Origin of the sequence: Ulvibacterium marinum (assembly GCF_003626755.1) — a bacterium.
In the GTDB taxonomy this organism is placed as follows: domain Bacteria; phylum Bacteroidota; class Bacteroidia; order Flavobacteriales; family Flavobacteriaceae; genus Ulvibacterium; species Ulvibacterium marinum.
Map to the genome: position 1 here is coordinate 1,570,635 of NZ_RBCJ01000001.1, position 21,806 is coordinate 1,592,440.

At 40.6% G+C, this 21,806-nt stretch carries 16 protein-coding genes; 4 read left to right on the forward strand and 12 right to left on the reverse strand.

The features are described 5' to 3' along the window. Positions 1-4 precede the first annotated feature (4 nt). The 3 genes from D7Z94_RS06750 (at position 5) to D7Z94_RS06765 (ending at position 7,694) form a co-directional block, all read left to right on the forward strand. Entirely contained in the window at positions 5-1,279 is a 1,275-nt protein-coding gene (locus D7Z94_RS06750; RefSeq protein ID WP_120710718.1) for a hypothetical protein, read from the forward strand. 35 nt (positions 1,280-1,314) lie between these two features. Continuing rightward, a complete protein-coding gene (locus tag D7Z94_RS06755; protein ID WP_120710719.1) occupies positions 1,315-6,228 on the forward strand; it encodes a helicase-related protein in 4,914 nt (1,637 codons plus the stop codon). 698 nt (positions 6,229-6,926) lie between these two features. Further along, positions 6,927-7,694 carry an SOS response-associated peptidase gene (locus tag D7Z94_RS06765; RefSeq protein ID WP_120710721.1) on the forward strand — a complete coding sequence of 256 codons (768 nt, stop codon included), beginning with the start codon at positions 6,927-6,929 and terminating at the stop codon, positions 7,692-7,694. Between the two features lie 125 nt (positions 7,695-7,819). On the opposite strand, the gene D7Z94_RS06770 is transcribed toward D7Z94_RS06765, so the two are convergent. The 5 genes from D7Z94_RS06770 to D7Z94_RS06790 all read right to left on the reverse strand — a co-directional run bounded on the left by D7Z94_RS06770 (position 7,820) and on the right by D7Z94_RS06790 (position 11,743). Then, a complete protein-coding gene (locus D7Z94_RS06770; RefSeq protein ID WP_120710722.1) occupies positions 7,820-8,620 on the reverse strand; it encodes an alpha/beta fold hydrolase in 801 nt (266 codons plus the stop codon). A gap of 83 nt (positions 8,621-8,703) precedes the next feature. Then, complete coding sequence (locus D7Z94_RS06775) at positions 8,704-9,342, reverse strand: class I SAM-dependent methyltransferase (protein WP_158594594.1); 639 nt, start codon at positions 9,340-9,342, stop codon at positions 8,704-8,706. Between the two features lie 122 nt (positions 9,343-9,464). Then, positions 9,465-9,986 carry a hypothetical protein gene (locus tag D7Z94_RS06780; protein WP_147415842.1) on the reverse strand — a complete coding sequence of 174 codons (522 nt, stop codon included), beginning with the start codon at positions 9,984-9,986 and terminating at the stop codon, positions 9,465-9,467. Between the two features lie 261 nt (positions 9,987-10,247). Next, complete coding sequence (locus tag D7Z94_RS06785; protein ID WP_120710725.1) at positions 10,248-10,796, reverse strand: hypothetical protein; 549 nt, start codon at positions 10,794-10,796, stop codon at positions 10,248-10,250. A gap of 170 nt (positions 10,797-10,966) precedes the next feature. Continuing rightward, positions 10,967-11,743: a sterol desaturase family protein gene (locus D7Z94_RS06790; protein WP_211341752.1), complete on the reverse strand. Its 777-nt coding sequence runs from the start codon at positions 11,741-11,743 to the stop codon at positions 10,967-10,969. Between the two features lie 112 nt (positions 11,744-11,855). On the opposite strand from D7Z94_RS06790, the gene D7Z94_RS06795 reads away from it, so the two are divergent. Then, a complete protein-coding gene (locus D7Z94_RS06795) occupies positions 11,856-12,470 on the forward strand; it encodes a TetR/AcrR family transcriptional regulator (RefSeq protein WP_120710726.1) in 615 nt (204 codons plus the stop codon). 136 nt (positions 12,471-12,606) lie between these two features. Here the strand turns inward: D7Z94_RS06795 and D7Z94_RS06800 are convergent, their stop codons facing one another. From D7Z94_RS06800 to D7Z94_RS06830, 7 genes are all read right to left on the reverse strand, one after another. Beyond that, positions 12,607-13,059: a GNAT family N-acetyltransferase gene (locus D7Z94_RS06800; RefSeq protein WP_120710727.1), complete on the reverse strand. Its 453-nt coding sequence runs from the start codon at positions 13,057-13,059 to the stop codon at positions 12,607-12,609. A gap of 76 nt (positions 13,060-13,135) precedes the next feature. After that, positions 13,136-14,113 carry an alpha/beta hydrolase family esterase gene (locus tag D7Z94_RS06805; protein WP_120710728.1) on the reverse strand — a complete coding sequence of 326 codons (978 nt, stop codon included), beginning with the start codon at positions 14,111-14,113 and terminating at the stop codon, positions 13,136-13,138. Positions 14,114-14,125: 12 nt separating this feature from the next. Continuing rightward, positions 14,126-14,761 carry a DUF6515 family protein gene (locus tag D7Z94_RS06810; protein WP_120710729.1) on the reverse strand — a complete coding sequence of 212 codons (636 nt, stop codon included), beginning with the start codon at positions 14,759-14,761 and terminating at the stop codon, positions 14,126-14,128. 16 nt (positions 14,762-14,777) lie between these two features. Next, a complete protein-coding gene (locus D7Z94_RS06815) occupies positions 14,778-16,532 on the reverse strand; it encodes a leucine-rich repeat domain-containing protein (protein ID WP_120710730.1) in 1,755 nt (584 codons plus the stop codon). Positions 16,533-16,556: 24 nt separating this feature from the next. After that, positions 16,557-17,945 carry a leucine-rich repeat domain-containing protein gene (locus D7Z94_RS06820; RefSeq protein WP_120710731.1) on the reverse strand — a complete coding sequence of 463 codons (1,389 nt, stop codon included), beginning with the start codon at positions 17,943-17,945 and terminating at the stop codon, positions 16,557-16,559. Positions 17,946-18,020: 75 nt separating this feature from the next. Further along, positions 18,021-20,732: a leucine-rich repeat domain-containing protein gene (locus D7Z94_RS06825; protein ID WP_120710732.1), complete on the reverse strand. Its 2,712-nt coding sequence runs from the start codon at positions 20,730-20,732 to the stop codon at positions 18,021-18,023. Positions 20,733-21,056: 324 nt separating this feature from the next. Further along, positions 21,057-21,800 carry a LytR/AlgR family response regulator transcription factor gene (locus D7Z94_RS06830; protein WP_120710733.1) on the reverse strand — a complete coding sequence of 248 codons (744 nt, stop codon included), beginning with the start codon at positions 21,798-21,800 and terminating at the stop codon, positions 21,057-21,059. Between the last annotated feature and the right edge of the window lie 6 nt (positions 21,801-21,806).

The window sequence follows — 21,806 nt, forward strand, 5'->3', positions numbered from 1 at the left end:
CGCTATGGAACAGAAGAAAAAGAATATTCGAAACTCGTTCAGGAAAGCCAATAGCATTGTACACACCTTAAAGAATCTGTACGATAAAGCTGCCGATGTCGATTTCAGGGAATTTGAGATTATGGAATATGGCGATACCGAACGCGAAAACCTTACCGATCTCAAAAGGCTGAATTATCTTAAAAAATTGCAATTGGCCCGAAACGGATATATCGGTGCCGACCTCAAAAAGCAACTTGCGCAACAAAAGGAAAAGCGGCGATTGCTGGACCGCAATGCCAGAATCATGCCCATCGGATCTCTCAAGATCATGGATGGAGAAGTGCTTCGTGCACAAATACAGATAGGCTATGAACGCGACCAAACGACCTTCAGCTTGGCCTATACTAACCATGAAAACATACCGAAATGGAGAAATCTCGACCTATCGGAATTGGTGCAGTTTACATCTCGTATCCAACCCGAACAAACGGACAATCTACGACTGGAACATTCGCACTGCGGTAACGAACTGACCCATCTGCAAAAAATAGCGGATATAAAGCAGGTTTATGAAACATACAACCAATGTGTTACGCAAGTTTTCCATGGTAATAAATATTTTACAAAAAGTATCCTAGACCCGAACGAGGCGCTACTTGAGAATCCGGAATTGTACATTGGCAAACAGTTCCGGCTGACGTTCCAAGAAAAGCCTGTTTTGATCGCGACCTTATCGGAGGCCAATGGCCATTATCTATCTTTTCAGTCCTTTTTGAAAACGGCACCGAAATCGGAAACCCATTATTTTACCATGGGGGAATTCAAACAACTTTTCTTGGATAGCCAAATCGAGATAATCGCCCATCTAAAGCATGATCTAAGACTTGGCGTGAAGGACGGAATACTCCATATTGGCCGAAACCTTACGGACCCGCCAAAAACGTCGATTCATTGGGACAGGTATGATGATATTATTAAGACTTCGGAATTGCCTATGAAGGTCAAGTACTATCTCTGTAAACAGGTCATCATGAACAAGAACTTTGTCATAGAAAAGGGTGCCGTCTATCTCGAATCGCATGGCAAGAAGGCGTTTTTAAAAAAGCATTACAGAACAGGTAAGTGGCATTTTGCCGAAATACGAAAACCTTCCGAAGAATTGCACTTTATGCCGATTACCCCAGAAGTTTCGAAATATATCCGGCAACAGTATTCCCAAAGCAAAGATTTTGGGACCATTGAAAGTCGGGTAATAGATAACACTCCTAGAAGAACCATAAACCAGATACGACAATAGCACACACCGATATTCCTTAACTCACTCACTTACTCATGAAATATTCAAAAAGAAAGTATCTGGACTTTATGGTCCGGACCATAGACGCACTTCATAGCCCGGAAACAGAACCCCATTTTTTTATCAATAATCCCGGTTTCGGAAACATTTTCGATATCCTGAAAAACAGCTCCTATCGCGCTGAATTCATTAAAAAACTTGATGAACATTTTGGTGCAGACTATTCACGGACCATCATCAACAGTCTTAAAAGCGGGTCGCTCAATTCGTTCTACATGCCCGATCCTATTGTAAATGCGATAACCGACTATGTAAAAAACCTAAGCCATTTTCAACCTAAGACGATATTGGAGCCAAGTGCGGGCAATGGTATCTTTATACGTTCGTTGGCAAAAGTTTTCCCCGCTGCCAAATTTACCGCCTTTGAAAAGGAAATCCTGACAGTGCGCATTCTGGAACACAATTTCAAGTTCAAAAAGAATGTCACGATTTATGGTGTTCCGTTTGAGAATCTTTCCCAGACCGATGCAACGAAAAAATATGATTTGGTCATTAGCAATATTCCTTTTGGAGCGAATAAAATTTTCGATCCAGAACTTATGGGACATCCGTTACGGACCGGGATTTCCAAAAACATCCACTCCTATTTTATCCATAAAAGTCTTGAATGTCTTAAGCCATCCGGTATTTCGGTGTTGCTATGCACCAAGAATTTTATGGACAAGACAAAATATATCCCCATTAGGGAGCATTTATTAAAGCGCAATAATTTTATTGGTGGGGTTCGTTTGCCTGATTCCACTTTTGCCCAAGAGAACACGGCGATCGTAACCGATATTTTGGTCTTTCAAAACAATCAACAAATCGAAACCACCCTAGAACAAACAAGTGTCAATGATTTGTTTTCAAAAAGTTCCGAACGGCAAGTAGGCGAAAGCGCCGTTCAGATAAGCGATTACTTTTCTGAATTTCCTGAGCGGGTTCTTGGTGCTATCGAGGAAGGTGGGATGTACAACAATCTGGACTACACCGTCACAACCCACAAAAATCTTGCCGCCCTAGCCTATGAAATAACCGATACCCTAAGCAAATTCGTTATCCAGCCTAAAATGCAGCGTAGGCAAAGTGTTCTGACTGCCCTTGTCCCGACTGAAAATATTACAAAACCAAAATTTCAAAGTGCCGAGGATGGTGATGCAAACACCCACAAACTCAAACCGGGTAATCTGGTCATCAAACACCAAAAGGTTTATAAGATCGATGCCGAGCAGCAGTTGGAACTGTTGGTTACGAAACCCAAGGAATTCGATAGGATTTCAAAGATAGTCGCCCTTCGCGATACCTATTTCAAATTGCTCGATGCCCCTGAAGCGGAAGCGGCCAAAATAAAGGACGAGCTGGATTACCAATACGATGCCTTCCATTTTCAATATGGACGTCTGAACGATAAACCAAATTATGCCTTTGCGACCTTGGATATACAAGGCCCCTTGATTTTGGAATTGGAAAAGCCGAAAGACGGCGTTTTTATAAAGTCCGATATTTTCGACAGATCGATTCCTTTGAAAAAGGTCGAGAAAATCGCCGAGGAAATCCCAAAAAAGCTACCCCTTGAAGATGCTATCTACTATTCCCTGAACAAATACAATCGCATTGATATCTCGGCCTTGGAGGCTGCAACGCAAATTGCAGAGGAAGAGTTGATTAAAGATGCGTTGGACAGGCAACTTTTGTTCTTAAACCCAACAGAAAATGGATGGGAGCTAGCTCCCAGATTTCTTTTCCTTTCGGGAACCATTTACAAAAAAATAAATGCCTATCGAAAAAATGATTTTGGGAAGTTTCAATCCTATGTGGACAAATCCTATATCGACCGAACGGTTTTGTCCTTGGAAAAGGTCAGGCCGCCGATGACCCCTTTTGAGGATTTGGATGTCAAATTGCACGAGCCTTGGTTTCCAATTGAATACACCCAGGCATTTATTTACGAAACCTATGGCACGACCGTTCATATCGCCTACAATGACAGTACATCAAAGTACATGGTCAAAGTTGAAAAGGCGGATTATGAGTATATCAAAAAATTCAGCGTTCAAACGGAACATCGGTATTACGGTTTCAAGGATATTTTGGAAGGTGCATTGAATTCGACAATTCCCTATATATCAAAAGGCTCAAAACAATACAAGCGAACGGACAAGGCCAAAATGCAGGAAATTCGCATCAAGTTCGACTTGCTATATAAGGAATTCAATGCGTACATCATCGGCAAGCCGGAAATCAAAACCCGTCTCGAACGTATTTTTTACGATACCTATGATGCCCAAGTGCATGCAAAATATGACGGCGATTATCTTCAGTTCGAGGGCCTTCGGCATTTTACCCCTTACAAGAGCCAAAAAGACACCGTTGCTGGTATTATTGTAAACCAAGGACTTTTGGTCAATAAGGAAGTCGGTTTCGGCAAGACCTTGGATATGGCGTTAACGACCCAAAAACTGAAAGAACTCGGCCTGTCGAAAAAAACCTTGGTCATCGGTCTGCGCTCCACCGTCGTTCAATTGGAACGTGAATTACTGAATGCCTTCCCCATGATGAATCTACTCGTGGCGCATGATAAGGTCGTTAGCGGATTGGCTAAAAGAAATGCCTTTTTCAAGAAGATCAAGAATTGCTCGCACGATGTGGTGCTTATGAGCCACGATACGTTCAAATTTATCCCGCAATCCCCTGAAATTATCCACGAGATCATCTCGGAGGAATTGGCCAATCTCAACCGCGATCTGAGCGTCATCCATGAAGATAAATACAATGTCGGAAAAAGGGTTTTAAAAGGGCTGGAGCAAAGAAGGGAGAATTTGAAAGCAACCTTGCAACAGGTATTTTTTCAGATTAACAGCAAACAGAGCGATGTCGTGGATTTTGAACAAATGGGCTTCGAGCATATCATGGTCGATGAATCGCACAAGTTCAAGAACCTGATGTATACCACCCGCCACAATCGGGTTGCGGGGTTGAATACCTCCCAAGGTTCGGAAAGGAGCAAAAATCTGTTGGTAGCCATACGGACTTTACAGCGTGCGAAAGCACGGGACTTTCAGACCACCTTTCTATCGGGTACGCCCATATCCAATTCCATTACCGAGGTCTATGTGCTGTTCAAGTATTTGATTCCGCATCGCATGGAACAGATGAACATAACATCCTTTGACCAATGGGCACAGGTATTTGCCAACAAGTCGTACGAATTCGAACCTACGGTTTCAGGGGATTATAAAGTACGGGAACGCTTCCGCTCGTTCAAAAAAATGAAGTTACTGTCTTCCTTGTACAACGAGATATCGATTATCGTCAACGGGACTACCCACCAAATCGATAGTCCCAAAATGCAATTGGATGTGCATACCCTAAAACCCACACCTGCACAGTTGGCCTATTTTGAGCAAATAAAGGAGTTTCTAAGAACAGGGGATAGTAACCTTTTGTATGGGAATAAGAACTACACCGAAGATCAAAAAAGTGCCTTGTCCTTGATTGCATTGCACCACATGCGCAATGCTTCCATTGATCCTAGAATGCTGAGCCAAGACTTAGAAGATCCGGGCGAGGCCAAGTTGCGAACCATTGCGTCCGAAGTCTATAAGACCTATACCGAAACGGCTTCTTTTAAGGGTACACAGGCCATCTTTTCAGACTTGGGCGTACCCAAGGAAAACTTTAATATTTATGATGAACTAAAACGTATCCTGACGGAAGAATTCGGTATTCCCAATGAGGAGGTGGTATTTATCCATGATTTTAAGACGGATACAAAGCGACTGGAATGTTTTAAAGAGGTTAATGCAGGAAACTATCGGGTCATTATCGGTTCTACTGAAAAACTGGGTACCGGCACCAATATTCAGGAACGTTTGGTGCGTATCCATCATGTGGATATTCCGTATCGGCCAACGGACATCGACCAACGCAACGGAAGGGGCGTGCGAAAAGGAAATGTGGGTGCCAAACAATACCACGACAATAAAGTGGTAGTGTCCTTTTATATTGTCGAAAATTGTACCGATGCCTTGATGCTCAATAACGTGAACATTAAAAAGAATTTCATCGAACAATTGACCAACGGTACCATTCAGTTCAATAGATTGGATATGGGGCCTGTCAACGATGAAGGTTCAATCGATTATAAAACCTTGCTGGCTGTTGCCAAAAACGACCCGTGGTATCTTGAAAAGGAAGAACTAAGCAAAGAACTGGACGAACTGGAATTGGAAAAATCCATTTTCAAAAAAAATCGCCTGGAAGCCAAAAACAATATTTCGTTCTATGAAACCGAACTTTCAAGGGCCGATAGGAATATTGCCAAACTTGAAAATGATATTCCACTTTGGAAAAGCGTTGCTAATAAAGAAGATTACTGGTTAAAATTAAGCGAGGTCTTATCCCAGCCTTCCTCTGACCCCATAGTACTGGGCGAACATCTTGAAATTCGTTTACAGGCTTTAAGGACAAAAAAGGGCGAGCATGTCATCATCGCGATGGGAGATGCAAAGTTGATGCTTCATGTTGAAGATGAGACCAACCACCAATTGCTCGTGGTTAGTCCGAATGCGTCCTATGGCTATGGTTCCAAAAGAATCGTGAAGAATTGGCACAGTCTGGCCGATTACATGTATAATGCATTGTCCAAAATCCCAAAGACATTAAAGACCCGAAAAGAATTGGCAGCTGAATATAAGAAATCCATTAAGGCCAATCAAAAAGTGTTGGAACTCCACTTTGATAAAACGAAAAAGTTGGAGTTGGTGCAAAAACGGCTCGTTGAAATCAATGCCGATCTGGATGAAAAATACGACACGGAACCAGAGGAAAAAGAGGTAAAAAAAGAGACTTCAATCAAAAAAACGGAATCATTCGGTATGGTTCGTAAATCCCAAGGTGTTTCTCTATAATGTTCTTGGCGTTGGCCGGGCTATCCGCTATACCGCCCTTGCGGACCCCTAGGTTTCGTAAGCCTTGAAAGAGCTCCGCTGTCGCTTTTCAAGACAACGAACCCTAAGGGGGCCACTGCGGTCGATGCTGCTGCTATCCCTAACGCGGGATATATCCGGTTTGAGACTTGGTTAAGTTATGCAATTCTAAAAAGGTTCATTTTGCAGAATCACATTTCAACCGGTATTCTAAGAATTCGGAATAAATCCGATTCAAAACATATAAACAAAAATTTCGGAGGGCAAATTTGCCAATGAGATTAGTTTGGGAACCACCACTTTAAACATTGCTATCACAATTTGACTCTTACCCAACCCGTTTCAGGTAACGCGTATCTATCAAGCTTCATTACAACGTGATCCCCTTGTTGGTATTTATATTTAAGAAACGTACAGTCATCATTGCTTTCCAGATAAAAGAGGCCAAGCCTTTTCGGAAAGGGCAATTTCATGTTTTCACATTCCTCATTGAGCCGATGCCTGCCAATCTCTTTCAGCAAGTGCTCAAGAACATATTTGTCGGCATGTCGAAAAACAATATTTTTCATTGAATTGGATATAATCCATATGTTAGGATTATATCCAAATATAGAAAATGAAATGTTTGTCTTTTTGATTTTAACATATTTCATTAATTTGATGGCCAAAACCGTTTAGATATGTGTTATGACATTAAGGCGCAATTGGAAACCCAGCTAAGAAGGGCGATGCGTGATGGGGATGAACATGCCATTGAGGAAATCATGGAAAAGCTCGCTCCTTTGACCGATCTTCCCTTATATCATTCAAAAGGTTTCGGCCACCCCTCACTATTGATCTATACGGACGAGGACCCATACTTCCCCCAAGTATCTACATGGGGGCTCGTTCCCGAGGATGCGGAGGACAAAAGCTACTGGAACAACACATTGAATGCCAGGGGAGAAACCATATTCAGTAAACCCTCCTTTCGGGAATCGGCGAAAAAGCGAAGATGTCTTATTTATTGTGATGCGTTTTACGAGCACCACCATTTTAAGGGCAAGACATACCCTTTTCTTATCAAAAAAAAGGACAATGAGCCAATGGCCCTTGCAGGACTTTGGAGCGTTTGGAAAGATTACAATACAGGCGGTATATGGAACACCTTTGCCATAGTGACCACAAAACCCAATCCGTTAATGGCAAAACTCCACAACAATCCTAAAGCTAAGGATGGCCCTCGTATGCCATTGATACTGCCAACGGAACTTGAAAATGAATGGATTCAACCTTATGATGAAGCGCTTTGGGAGAAAGGCCAGAAAAAAGCGATCCATGAATTGATTCAGTCGTATCCCGAAGAGAAATTGGATTATTATACTGTTGGACGTCTTGGGGGAAAAGAATATGTAGGAAATATTCCTGAGATTTCCGAACCTTTGAATTATCCGGAATTGGTTTTCTGATTGAAGATTGAAATATATTCAATGCCATGTGTTGTCCTTAAAAGAGTTCGTTTTACAACACTATTTAAATGGTCAGGTCTTTTATCAAATGATTTCATAAATTATCTCCGTTATTGCTGACATATCTATTCTTTAGTAAAGAATTGAATGCTTTTCGAGAGAAAATTATCTTGATTAGAACCAATTATGGCAATATGCCCTGTGTTCGGAACAATCCACAATTCAGAATTAGGTAAATTTTCGTGAAGGGTAGTGGCAGGGATAATTCCCATTATTTCATCGCGGTCTCCGTTAACTATTAGGGTCTTTGTTTCTATTGCTTTTAAATTTTCATCACCGATGCTTATCTTATAGTTGAGTTTTGGGTTGAAAAGTGCCTTTATCTGACTTTCTCCCCCATAGTGTGTCTCTTTCAATTCTTTGATAAACGGCTCGGGCAGATTCTCGTAGGAGAATGTCTTGTCGAGATTCGAGTTCTCTGCACCGTCATATTTAGGGGAGGCACCGATCAAGACCATCGATTCAATTCTGTCAGGATGTAAACTGGCCAGTTGTAACAGGACTAACCCTCCGTAACTTAACCCTATTGCTTTTGCTCTTTCTATTTTCAGAAAGTCCAACAGCTTCAAAATATCCGTCGCGGATTTTTCTATACTGAAATCATCGGTCAGTTCGGACGACCTGCCATGGCCCCGAAGGTCGATGGCAAAAACCTTAAAATTTGGCGCGTAGGTCGGGATATAATCCGACCAAAACCGGGAGGATTGCGTCCAGCCGTGTAGCAGTAATAGCGGCTCTCCATCGCCATAAACCTCGTAGTATATATCAATTCCATTGATTTTTACCGTCTCCTTCGTATGGGGAGATTGCCCAATACTTTGTCCTGTAATTAGTGCCATCAGTGTAAAAGTTAAAAACGTCTTCATTTAATTTCAATTTGTTCAGCCTTCCAATTACCGGTACTCGATAACTATGAAAGCACTGCGTACTGCTAAGATATAATTTTCAATTATTTCACTGCACGTCCGCGGATTTGAGGGATAATCGGGATGAATGGGGAATAATGATTGTACTTATCCATTACTATTGAACTAAACCCGGCAGATTCCAATAAGCTTGCCGTATCCCTGTTCGTATGACATCCTTCAAAAAACCAATGCCATGGTTTGTGTATCAGATTCTGGATGAAACCGAGAATGGAATTTTCTCTAGCCTTTACGTGCTCGATGAACACAAATTGACCAGTAGGTTTTAAGATGCGTTTTATTTGATTTACACATTGCAAAGGATTGTCGACCGTGCATAGAACGAGGGTACTCATTACAAAATCCACTGAACTATCCGGTAAATCGATGGTTTCCCCTGTTATGGATTTTATGTACAGATGTATCCCGTACTTCTTGGCCGTCTTTCGCAGATTCTTATGCATATGTATGTTGGGCTCAATGGCAATCAATTTAGTGCCTCTTTTCAGGTACCGCATATTGGCCCCAGCCCCTGGACCTATTTCAACAACGGTCCCTGAATGGTCTTGAAACAGTTCTTTTTTCGACTTTCCCCATAGCACATCCATATAGCCGGAAATCGTGTAAAAGAACCAAGAGTTAATAGGCCCCCTAACATTGTTATTTTCGAATTCTTTGTTCATTTTTTTTAATTCAGTCATCTGAACTTAATTTTCATGCCCAAACGACATTTAATTATAATAGTTTAAAGAAGTTGACGACCGTCGCGCGGCCAATTTCCAAATCAGACTGCCATAAATCCCCTTTAGGCGATTTTACCGGACGAATCGATTTTCAGCCACTTTTTCCGGTCCCCCTTCTGAATGAGCACTTTGAATCTTCTTTTCGTTCCATCGCCATGATGGTATAGGATAGAATACCGGTTCTTTACAATGTTCCAATCAGGGTATTGCTTTATAATATCATTGCCTACCGATTTGGGCATGGCAAAATTGCTGAACCGTTCTATGGCTGAAACAATCGATCCATTACTCCCGTATAATGCATATATGTTTCCATCCTTCAACTTGAAAGTGACTTTAAAGGTTTCGTCTTTTCGGCCGACAAATTCTTTTGATGCCAAGACGTTCCAATTCGTTACCCCGTTCTCAAGATATTTGACCCGTCGGGGTGTAACGACATCTTGCACTTCATATAAGTATTTATGATTCGAACCTGAAATGTCGAGCTCCCTATATTTATAAAAATCCAAATCGGCATTCGAGTTTTGGGCAAAACCAAAACTTACCATACCCACTGTTATTAAGCTGATTACTATTTTTTTCATAATACTGTCGTTTTTTTATTTTTGATGAATTTATTTTACTACTGTTTTATTGTTAAACCTGCTGTTCAAAAGGCCTTTGGCCCGTGGGCAAGAATTACCGTCGCTTTTCCAGCCAAACCATTTAAGTTCAACTGTTGTTCTATTTTTCAAGTATTTTTCCATGACTTGTCATTACTACGTGTTTTTAAAAAGTGCCCACCCACTCCGAAGATGGGCAGGTGGGCACCAACCCTAACCTAATACACTGTTTTTTGATTGGAATCAATAGGATACCAGGTCGATCGTAAAATTGCAGTCGAAACCGATGATGTTCTGATCGAATTTTGACAAATCGATTTCTCCTACCAAGGTTGCTTTACCCTCACTGCCCTCAAAATCAAATGTGGTGTCAAAAACGTTATTTTCAGAAGGATTGGACTCCGTGGTGAACTTCCCATCGCCAATTGGGGTTTGCAGCACGTCGCCCCTAGAGGTAAAGGAGCCCTTTCCGGTAAAATTGAACTTGGTGACTATTTTGGAAACAAGCGTGCCATCCGGGTTTTCGGTAGTTCCCATATCACAGTCCTCTAGGGTTCCAATGATTTCACCGGTCTTCGAATCGATCAAATCCATTAAAAAGCAGAAAGCCTCAACGGGCTGGCCGTTATCCGGGTTCGTAATTGTTTTTAATTGAGCGACCGCCGTTCCCCTACCAATTACTTTTAACTGGGTCTGCTTTTGTTCGGGGACGTCTTTCGTATAATCGTCGTCGCTACAGGCAACGAACAATATGGTTATTGCGATTAAAAAATTGTTCTTGATAATTTTCATGATAAATGATTTAGAGATTAATGAATTTTTGAAATGATGATGTTGCTATGCAACGGTTATTGTATTATGTTCCAACTATTAGTAAAAAAGCTCGAACAGGAGATAGAAATGGAGCAGGACCAATAGTCCGGCGAAAAGAATCAGCCCTTTCTCCAATTTTTCGTAACGCTTCATTTTTTTTCTTTTGAAATATCCTTGAACAATAACATATCCTTCACTTTTGCCGAGGCCCCATGATAGAAACCGGTCTCATGTTCATAGCCTTTTGGATTCTTAAAGGTTCCGAACAGGATATCGTAAAGGGCTATTCCCGCATAGTTATGGGCATGTATGCCCTTCGCATGATGAATCGTGTGGGATTCCGGTCGCTGTACGATATACCCGATCCACGTCGGCGTTTTGATATTACTATGCTGAAAAATGGACAAGAAGGTGGTAATCAGAATAATCAGGGTACTGGCCTCCGGCGTAAAACCTGCCACAAGAACAAGCATGACGCTGCTGACGATAATCCACCCGATCATGTCAAGGGGACTGAAGTAGAACGCCCCGTAACTATCCATTCGTTCCGCACTATGGTGCATTTGGTGCATCCCTTTCCAAAGGAAATCACTATTGTGCATGATCCTATGCCAAACATATTCCCCCAGTTCATACACCAATACGCCTACTATCGCTCCCCAAATGGTCCCCAGTGCCGTGAGGTCGAAAATCTGATATTGGGCAAAAAAACCGTCCCAGATTATGGGAAGGTAGGAGGAAAGGAAAAAGAAAAGTACAAAGGCGAGAATGCCCCTTAACTTCCAAAATTTTACTTGGGGAAGTTTACGTGCCGGGAAAAGTGTTTCCCATAACATTAATCCCCCGTACATCCCGAATATAATATAGGAGATGGGGTCGAACACCAATTCGAAAGGTGTTGGTAGCTGTGAAATGAAATCTTCCATAATAACTGATTTTTAAATGATTTTATTTTAATTATACCGACTAGACGGTGCAAATTTAAAATTATTTTTTATTGTACCAACTAGTCTGTTTAAAATTTTATATCTTTAACATATGGGAAGAGATGGAACACCAACACGCAATAAAATTTTGGCCGAGTCAAAGCAACTGGTTTTTGAAAACGGATTTTCGGGAACCAGTATCGATCAGATACTAGAGCGTACTGGAATTACCAAGGGAGCGTTCTTCTATCATTTTAAGACGAAGAACGCATTGGCAAAAGCTTTGATAGAAGAATTTGCGAGGGAAGATATCCACCATATGAACGAGGCCTTAAAAAAAACCGAGGATTTAAAGGGAGATGCTCTGGACCGTCTTCTACGGTTCATACAGGAGTTCATAGATATGATGTGCGAGGTTGACGAACCTTATAGCTGCCTATATGCATCTTACACCTATGAACCCAATCAGTTCGACGAGGAAACCTTGAACCGCATAGCGGAAACCATATTGACTTGGAGAACTACAATGGAGAAGTTGATTAATGATGTTCTGAAAAAATATGACACTAAAATCGAAGTCGATATCCAGTCATTGGCAGATCATACCGTTGTTATCTTTGAAGGTGCCTTTGTAGTTTCTAAGGCACTAAAGGGCAAAGACCTGACCGCAGACCACTTGAGGCACTTAAAAAATTACTTTGAATTGATTTTTGAGAAAAAGAAATAATGCAGATGGCATGAAGTAAAATTTTAGCTTTCTAAAACGGCCAATTAAAAAAGAACTAAAAGAAGATATAACTAAAGTGCCGAGAAACGTTCTTTTCTGGGACAAAAAAATCTAGTTTTTCTCTGTTTAAAGAGAATCATTCAATTAAACAGTTTGTAAGCAATTCTCTATAGGTACTCATAAAGCCAGATTTTATGTATAATTGATGCCCTTTCTTATTGTGTTTTTCCACTTCCAAATGCACGGCCTTAATATGTAGTCGCTTTGCTTCTGATAGTACAAATTTCATTGTCTTTTTGCCAACACCTCTTTGCCTAAAATCTTCTTCGATAAATAACTCATCAATAAATGCATCGCGTCCACCGTATTCGAAACTAAAGCCAAAGGTCAAAACGAAATATCCAATAGGCTTACTTTTAGCATATATCAGCCAAAGCCTTCCCAGCGATGCATTACCCAAAAACTCCGTTAGGTTTTGTTCTGTGATTATGGCATTAAAAGGATAGTCGTAAATGGCATTAAATTTACCCATCATTGCCAATAGCTTAGGAATATACTCTATAATCACTATTTCGAATTTTACTTTCATGAGCTCATTTCTTTTATTGTTTCCATGAATTTAAAGCGGTTTCAAAGCAGTACAATCGTAATCGTTATTAAACCTACTACGGATTGTTCTGATACATTTCAAAAAATTCCCATAATACGTCGGCCGCACCATCACGGTCATCGGGATTGGGAAAAAAATGGCCCAAATCTTTCCAAAGGGTAAACTTCATGAGATGGTTGGGTTCTCCGGATTTGCCCTTAAAAGTCGCCGTTAGGGTATATTCGGTAGAATCCATTACCGAGTAATTAGGGTCTAGATCAAAGGTTTTGATATAGGTCTGTGTAATGCCTCTCAAAGTAGGGTCTGTGAACAACTGTTGAAAATCCATAGGGATGGTATCTTGAAAGATGGTGCGAGAAGCAATTTTCTCGTCCGTAGTGCCCAACATGAGATGTAACGGTCGTATGCGTTTCGGTGCGTAGATAGTATCTTCGGGAAAAAATCCTGCCAAGCCTCCAACCGCTGTAATTTTGTCGGATAATTCTACCGCCAATCGTGAAACCATACCTGAACCATTGGAAAAACCGGCCATATAAATCCTTGATTCGTCAATACTATAGGCATTCATAAGTTCATCCAATATCTGATTGAAAAAGGCCGTATCGTCTCGTAGGGTTTCTGTGGGGCAGACTTCTTTCGGAAGATTATAGTTGTTCCATTTGGTCACCAAATCGTTGCCGCAACCTTTCAGTCTTAGGTCATAGACATATGAGGTCGGGTACACCGCGATAAAGTTGTGCTGCTCTGCAAGCGCATTCCAACCGGAAATAGTATAAAACTTTTCACCGTTGCCACTACTGCCATGTAATTGAAATACCAAGGGATGTTCGTTCTTTTCATCATAGGTCGATGGCGTGTACACGATATATTCCCGTTGGTCACCATTGCTGATGGTAACTACCTTCTCGGTATGGGATTCTTTCGTGTTTTCTATTTCTTCGGAAGACAGACTTTCATCACTTTTATCGCACGATAGTAGGGTTAACAGTGCCCAAAAAAGAATAAAGGTTTTGATATGGATAGAAGTTTTCATCCTTTTTTTTTGTTAGTTCAATGCCGTTGGTTCAATGACCACATAATATTCAATTTGTTCATTATCGGTTCGGGGTTCATAATAGGTGTCTTCGAATTTGTAATAGTCCCTGTCATTGATGCTCACGATTTCGTAGCCATCGGGAAGCGCATCTATTGCCGCCCCAAGTGGCGGTATTACGACTTGATATTCTTCAGAGTTGACCACTTGTGCATAGTAGGTGCCGTAATAGTAAAAGTAGGTATGTGCTCCTATCACAAACCTTTGGTGTCCTATGGGAAGTTTACGAACACGAACCCCGAACGGTGCTTTGGCCACAATGGATTTTCTCCCTTTTGGTCGGTACCAAACACCATTATGAAACCGATAACCGATGCCGCCAAATCTAACGCCCACAAATCCAGCCCCGACAGTTCTGACGGTTTTCCCCCATCGTGGTAGTCCACGATAGCGGTAATGGGCAACCCGTCTTCCCCTAATTGGCCGTGCACGTATTTTTTTATGTACTACCACTTTAGAACGTTTTACACGGACTGTTTTCTTTCGTTGTGCTTCTACTTTTTTAGGTAGCATGATAAAGCATGATACTAATGGGATTACGAATAGGAATACCTTATTTTTCTTAAAGGCTACTTTTGTGTATTTCATTTTACTCTTATTTAATTCAAAATTTACATACGCGCATATCCTGTTCGCTATCAAGACTTAAGGCGTTTAATTGACATATCTCACCAGGTAGGTCGTCTGCCAGTGGGTTATCGGCAATATCAAATAATGTTAAATTAGATAGTTCTGCTATTTCCTTGGGAGCTGTATTCAGTTCATTATTTGAAACATCCAATATTTCAAGATTGGTGAGCATCCCTAAACTTGCAGGTAAAACCTGTAAGATGTTGTTCTCAAGACTTAAGAAAGTTATTTCATTTAAATTACCGATGCTGACAGGGATGCTCGTAAGCCGATTTTGAAACAAGTGCAACCGTTTCAAGGCGGTCATATTGCCCATTGTCGGGGGAACTACCTCTAAGTCATTAAATTCTAGACTTAACTGTTGTAGGTTGGTCAGTTGTCCTATTGAATTGGGTAACTCACTCAAAGAATTGTTACTCAAAAGCAATACCACTAGATTATTAAGGTTACCTATTTGTATAGGTAGATTTTGAAGACTATTGAAATCCAAGGTCAATTCTGTTAAATTTATCAAATTCCCTAGGGCGCTTGGAATTTCCTCAATGTCGTTGAACGCCATATTTAAACTTGTTAAACTTGTGAGTTTTCCTATTTCATTAGGAACCGAGGTAATTCCGTTGCTTTTCATGGATAAGAGAGAAATGCCTTTGAGATTACCGATTTCTTTAGGGAGAACTTTAAACTGATGGGCAAACAATTCCAATTGTGATACGGACCCATCAGGAAAAAGGGACACACCGCCCCAACTTTGCATTGAGGTGTCTGTTAAATCCCAACCAATGGTATTTGAAGGATTTGCTTCATATAAAGCAATCAAGGCCTTGTGATGATACCTCGCTAAGTCACATTGTACACGAGCGTCTTTATTGATAGTCGTTGTACCATCTTCTTCAAGATTGCAGATTTCTTGCGGAATCTTTATCAAATCGGCGTTCTCGATATTCAACACGTTCAAATTCAAAAGATTTCCTATTTCTTCAGGTAGCGAAAGCAACGGATTATCATTTAAATTGAGCACTTTTAATTCGCTAAGATTCCCGATTTCAGAGGGGATTTCGGTAAGTTTATTACCGTAAACAGACAACATCTGTAGCGACTCTAGTTTTCCGATTTCATTGGGTAAGCTTTCCAGGGCATTTCCATACAGATTGAATACACGAAGTTGCTCCAAAGCTTCTATTTCTGGTGGTAGATTCCTAATGCTGTTGTTGGCCTGTACATAGAATTCCTTTAATTGTGTCAACAATCCTATTTCCGAAGGAATAGCGATCAACGAATTGCTTTCAAGATGCAGTTCTTCCAGTTCGGTAAGCTTTCCTATTTCTGCAGGGATTTCAGAGATGGAGTTAATTCCGATATCAAGAAAGGTCAATTTTTCCAAATCGCCGATTTCAGGCACCAAAATTTCGAGGCCTTTATCTTTCACATCAAGACGTATTACCTTTTTGTTTTCCTGTTCGACACCCTTCCAACTTTGCATGGTAGTATCATCCAAATTCCATCCCAAAGCGTTATTGGTATTGGCTTCGTATAACGCCTTGAGTGCCAAGTAATCTGTTGAAACCATAGGGTCTTGATTAGGGTCGACCATACCACCTGAGTTGTCAGGATTTTCCTTTTCTTCTTCTTTCTCTTCGGGCGTAGGTGGTGTAACGTCTTTGCTACAGGCCAAATTCAGCAAAATCAAGGAGCAGACGAACATGATTAAAATGAACAATTTATTTTTCATGATTTTCTTTTTCAAAGGGATGGATTAAGGACAGATTCCAGTTTCTATGAACAACGAAGGCATACCACAAATTTCCGCAGGAAGCTCAGTGATATTATTGCCTGTTAAATGAAACTCTTCTATCGTAGGCTCTAAATTGGCCAGAATGGTAGGTACCGTGGTCAATTCATTTCCAAATAAATTCAAGATGAGCATATCGTCCATATCACCCATGGTATCCGGAATGGATTCCAATTTATTATCACGCAATTCCAAATGGGTTAGATTCTTCAAATTACCTATTGAACGAGGTAGACTTTTTAGGTCATTATCCTTAAGAAAAAGCTCCTGTACTTTTGCCAACAATCCTATTTCTGCGGGTAATTCTTCAATGCCATTATTTCTTAGGGTTATAATAGAAACATGTCTGAGATTACCTATTTCTGGAGGAATATTAGCCAAACCAAAGCCGCTCATATAGATTTCAGAAAGACTACCGTTCGTATCAAAAATCAGCCCTTGCCAGCTTTGCATACTGGTATCGTTTAAATCCCAATTAATGGTATTGTTTGGGTTGGCTTCATATAGTGCCTTTAGTCCTTCGTATTGATAAAATTGCAAATTACAAGTGACATTGCGGTTCTTGCCGATTTCCGTATCTCCAAATTCTTCCAGATTACAGACTTCTTGAGGGATTATAGTGAAATCGTTCTCTTCAAGGCCCAAATACTTTAAGCCATGTAATTGCCCCAATTCTTCGGGCACCTCTTGAATCAGATTTTTTGAAAAATCCAATAGGGTCAGCTTATCAAAATCACCCATTTCCGAGGGCAGGACTTCAAAGAAATTCCCGGAAAGGTTCAAGATTTCAAGCTTATCCAGGTTTTGAAAACTAAAGGGCAGCTCTGTCAATTTATTCTCTGCCAAACCAAGTACGGTCAGTCCATTGGGCAAGCTATTATCCAGTAGTTCCACCAAATTGTTTTCACGTAATAACAATTGTGTTAGTTCATCAAGTTGCCCAAGTTCTTGGGGTAATTGGGTCAGCTTATTTTTACCGGCATCCAATACAGTGAGTTTTTCAAGATTACCCATTTCAGGTACCAATGTCATAATGCTTTTACCTTCTATATGCAATTCGGTAACCCTTTCGTTTTCTTGTTCAACACCAGCCCAACTGTTCATGGTCTTATCATTGAGGTCCCAGCCTAAAGTATTGTTGTCATTTGCCTCGTAAAGGGCTTTTAGGGCAAGATAGTCAGCTGATTCAACGGGGTCTTGAGTAGGGTCAACGCTTCCGTCTGGGTTATCGGGGTTTTCATTTTCCTCTTCCTCCTCTTCAGTTGGCGGTGAGGTATCGTCTTTACTACAAGCGGTTTGTAAGATGAGTAATGATAAAATGAATATGGTAAATGGATATAAATTTTTTTTCATGATATTTTTATTTATAATAATTGATTTTTAAAGAAGGTGTCGTGTTCAAAGTGTTGTAGTTTGTCTTTTGGTATTCTACTGGCAGTAATCATCAATATCACCATCTACTATAAAGCTGGTGTTTACGTTGCCACCTGTACGCATGGCACATACTTCAGGAGGTAGCGAAGTGATACCAGTGCCCTTAAGACCACATGTTCTTAAGTTGATAAGCTTCTCCAGCTCAGGGGCAACTTCATCCATTGAAGTGTTATCTGTATAGAATAGTTCTTCCAATTCAATCAAATTACCCATTTCACTAGGTATTGATGAGAATTTATTTGTGGATAAAAACAATTGTTTAAGGGCAGTAAGATTGAAAAACTCACTCGGGATATCAGCATCTTCTAGTTGATTGCCACTAAAGTTCAATTTTATCAGGTTGCGTAGATTCCCGATAGAACTGGGCAACACCTCTATTTGATTATTGAAAGCTTCCAATTCTGTTAGATTCAACAAATCACCAATGGCATTTGGCAAAACCGTTATGTTATTATTGTGCACCCATAGTGTTTTAAGGGTAGCTATATCACCTATACTTTCGGGAAGTACGGTTAATCCATTTTCGTTCAATATCAGGGTTTCCAAACTTGATAACCCATTCAGGTCATTTGGCAGGGTGACTAACTTATTAAGGGATAAATCACAATAAAAAAGACTCCTCAAATTTTTAAAACTGTTCGGTAGGGAAGTAAATCCATGTCCTTTTATTGTAACATGGGTCAGATGTTTCAAGTTTCCAAGAGTTTCTGGCAATTCTGACAGACCCTGTACTCCAAAAAATAAATATTTAAAAGTACTATCTATTTGTAGTGATTCTAGGTTAACAAGTTCACCTATACTGTCCGGTAAGGTCGTAAATGAATTATCACCTAATTTTAAGTATTCCAGACGTACCAAATTACCCAAGACCTCTTGTATTTGAACAATATTATTGGAGTTCAGTTCCAACCAAACTAAATTGACAAGATCAAAAAATGTATTTGGTAGCACATTTAAATTATTGTCGCCCAACTCAAGCCTTTCCAACATGGGCAATTGCCCAAAGGATTGTGGCAATACATCAATTCTTTTGAAGGATAAACTTAATTCAGTGACGTGTCCGTTAGATACGGTTATACCTTCCCATGCAGCCATAGTCGCATCGTCCAGGGTTTCTCCCCAATTCAGCGAATTGTTTGGATTGGCCTCATACAACTCCCGTAACACTTGGTATTCGCTTACCGCGGCAACGGTATTATCTTCACACAGGGTATCATCATCCAATAGGATAGCCGTAGGTGGTGTCTTGTCTTTTAGTGCACAGACTTCATCGGGTATTTCGGTTATGGAATTCCCTTGTAAGTCCAATAAGGTCAGATTTTGAATGTCGCCCAACTCAACTGGAACTTTGGTAATTTCATTATTGGCCAATTTTAAACTACCCACCTTCAAACTAGCTATTTCTTTGGCAATCTCATCAATCTTGTTGTTACCTAAATCAATGGAGTTGATTAAACTGAATTCGTTTAACAAACTAGGAACCTTGGTAAATTCATTGTTTTTCAAGCCCAATACCAGAAGTATATTCAAATCTTTGAATTCTGAGGGCAGACCGGTCAGTAAGTTATTGTCCAGCCACAAATTATCGAGAACCGACAATAATCCGATTTCGGCAGGTAGACTTTCAATGTCATTACCTGAGAGATTCAAAGACCGTAATGCCGTAAGTGCCCCGATATCAGAAGTAATATTGGACACCTGTTTTGAAGATAGGTCTAAATCGGTCACCGTGCCTTGGTCTACAACTACGCCCTGCCAAGATGCCATGGTGGTATCGGTCAGATCCCATCCTAAGGTATTATCTGGGTTCGCTTGGTATAAGGCATGCAAAGCGATATAATTAGGAAATACATTTCCACAGCTAGTATTGACATCCTTCGAAATTGTAGTGCCGTTGTTGGTTTCCAGGTCACATACTTCCTGAGGAAGTATCGTAATCTGATTTTGCCTGACCAAGAGTTGCTCCAAGGTACTCAAGTTGCCCATTTCAATAGGCAGCACGGTTAATTCATTGTTGCTAAAATCTATTTCCTTGATTGAAGTAAGCTGTCCAATGGTATAGGATATGGAATTCAATTTATTGTAACTGAAATACAGCTTTTCAAGCCCTATCATCTTTCGGATTTGCTGGGGAACCATGGTCAAGGCATTGTAACTTGCATCGAAAATAACCACCTTATCAAGGGTTTCCAGTTCCAGGGGAAGCTCGCTTAATTGGTTTCCCCTCACATGCAACTCAACGAGATTGCTCAATTCACCTATTTCTTTTGGGATATTGGTGATTGCATTTTCACTAGCAGAGAAATAAGTGAGTTTTGTCCATTGCCTTATGGCCGAAGGAATGGTGGCAATGTTGTTATCGTCAGCCTTAAAACTAGTCAGTTCCGAAAGCTCTCCGATTTTAGGGGGAAGGCTTGTCAGACTTTTGCCCGAAATATCTAGCTGGGTAACACGCTCTCCCGCCAAGGTAACACCTGACCAACTTTTCATGGTGGTGTCGTCTAAATCCCATCCTAAGCTATTTCCGGAATTGGCGTCGTATAGTTCTTTGAGCGCCACATAATCAGGTGGTAAAACCACTTGTGTATTGGGTACCGTCGGTTCCTCAATAGAATCGTCCTTCTTACATGAGTTCATCATTACTAACAAGATGACCAGCAGCAAGATAACCAGATAATCAATTTTACTTTTTTTCAATTTTTTCATTACATCAATTTTTAGTTACATATTTAAGTCTGGAGGAATTCTTTTAAAAAGGAGGCTTTACCTATCATTGTGTCAACCCTTGATTATTATTTTTAGGGTCGGCACATAGCATTCGATCAGCAGGGGAGGAAGCCTCCTTTAGTTAATTTTTGTTTGTGTTAGGGGGAAGGTTTTTTGTGAATCAGTATAGTAGCTTTGGTCAAGACTAAATGCACTAATGTGATTTCGAGGTAAAAATAGGACGGGTTTACAAGACGGCTTAGGGTAAACTAGCAAGTGGCCGATATGTGGTAGTATGTGTTCTCTAAAGGATGGTAAGTGGAATTACCCTTGATAAAGCAATTGCAGAAAATGCTCTTTTTTTCGGCGAGATACATTGAGGTGTTGCTTGTTCGAAATGATGACATAACCGCCCTCTCCTTTGATGTATTTTACAACATGTGCCATGTTTACAAGGGTAGAATGGTGAATACGGCAGAAGTCGGTTTCAGGTAGAATGTTCTCGAACTCCTTTAAAGTTTTCGCTACCGTTATTTTTTTTCCTTGGGATAAGTATAAGGTGGTGTAACTGCTATCGGCCTCACAATAGATAATATCAGCAATGGGCTGCATGATGATTTCATTATCTGAAGGAATGGCCAATCTCTTCAGTTTTTCCGAATCGGATTTTACGTTGTTGAACAACGATTTGTATTGATGGGATTTATCTTGTTTTTTTGAAGAAGTCTTATTGACAGCGGCCACCAGCTCATCAACATCAATGGGTTTTAAGAGATAGTCCAAAGCGCTGAACTTAATCGCTTTTATGGCATAGCGGTCATAGGCCGTAACGAAAATGACCTCGAAATTGATTTCTGGAATTCGCTCCAATACATCAAAACCGGACATTTTGGGCATCTGTACATCCAAAAAGACCAAATCAGGTTTTAGGGTCTTTATTTTTTCCAGACCGATTTCGGGCGACTCACAAAGGGCAAGTATGGCTACTTCGGGGCAATACTTTTCCAAGACTAGCCGAAGTCCTTGTCGGGCTTTAGCTTCATCGTCTATTAGTATTGCTTTTATCATAGTTTC

What these genes read in the sequence shown, in the direction of transcription:
- D7Z94_RS06800 (WP_120710727.1), bottom strand. Translation starts at nt 13,059, where the DNA reads ATGAAAGTAAAATTCGAAATAGTGATTATAGAGTATATTCCTAAGCTA.
- D7Z94_RS06775 (WP_158594594.1), bottom strand. Translation starts at nt 9,342, where the DNA reads ATGAACAAAGAATTCGAAAATAACAATGTTAGGGGGCCTATTAACTCT.
- D7Z94_RS06820 (WP_120710731.1), bottom strand. Translation starts at nt 17,945, where the DNA reads ATGAAAAAAAATTTATATCCATTTACCATATTCATTTTATCATTACTC.
- D7Z94_RS06780 (WP_147415842.1), bottom strand. Translation starts at nt 9,986, where the DNA reads ATGAAAAAAATAGTAATCAGCTTAATAACAGTGGGTATGGTAAGTTTT.
- D7Z94_RS06770 (WP_120710722.1), bottom strand. Translation starts at nt 8,620, where the DNA reads ATGAAGACGTTTTTAACTTTTACACTGATGGCACTAATTACAGGACAA.
- D7Z94_RS06805 (WP_120710728.1), bottom strand. Translation starts at nt 14,113, where the DNA reads ATGAAAACTTCTATCCATATCAAAACCTTTATTCTTTTTTGGGCACTG.
- D7Z94_RS06830 (WP_120710733.1), bottom strand. Translation starts at nt 21,800, where the DNA reads ATGATAAAAGCAATACTAATAGACGATGAAGCTAAAGCCCGACAAGGA.
- D7Z94_RS06750 (WP_120710718.1), top strand. Translation starts at nt 5, where the DNA reads ATGGAACAGAAGAAAAAGAATATTCGAAACTCGTTCAGGAAAGCCAAT.
- D7Z94_RS06825 (WP_120710732.1), bottom strand. Translation starts at nt 20,732, where the DNA reads ATGAAAAAATTGAAAAAAAGTAAAATTGATTATCTGGTTATCTTGCTG.
- D7Z94_RS06810 (WP_120710729.1), bottom strand. Translation starts at nt 14,761, where the DNA reads ATGAAATACACAAAAGTAGCCTTTAAGAAAAATAAGGTATTCCTATTC.
- D7Z94_RS06795 (WP_120710726.1), top strand. Translation starts at nt 11,856, where the DNA reads ATGGGAAGAGATGGAACACCAACACGCAATAAAATTTTGGCCGAGTCA.
- D7Z94_RS06815 (WP_120710730.1), bottom strand. Translation starts at nt 16,532, where the DNA reads ATGAAAAATAAATTGTTCATTTTAATCATGTTCGTCTGCTCCTTGATT.
- D7Z94_RS06785 (WP_120710725.1), bottom strand. Translation starts at nt 10,796, where the DNA reads ATGAAAATTATCAAGAACAATTTTTTAATCGCAATAACCATATTGTTC.
- D7Z94_RS06765 (WP_120710721.1), top strand. Translation starts at nt 6,927, where the DNA reads ATGTGTTATGACATTAAGGCGCAATTGGAAACCCAGCTAAGAAGGGCG.
- D7Z94_RS06755 (WP_120710719.1), top strand. Translation starts at nt 1,315, where the DNA reads ATGAAATATTCAAAAAGAAAGTATCTGGACTTTATGGTCCGGACCATA.
- D7Z94_RS06790 (WP_211341752.1), bottom strand. Translation starts at nt 11,743, where the DNA reads ATGGAAGATTTCATTTCACAGCTACCAACACCTTTCGAATTGGTGTTC.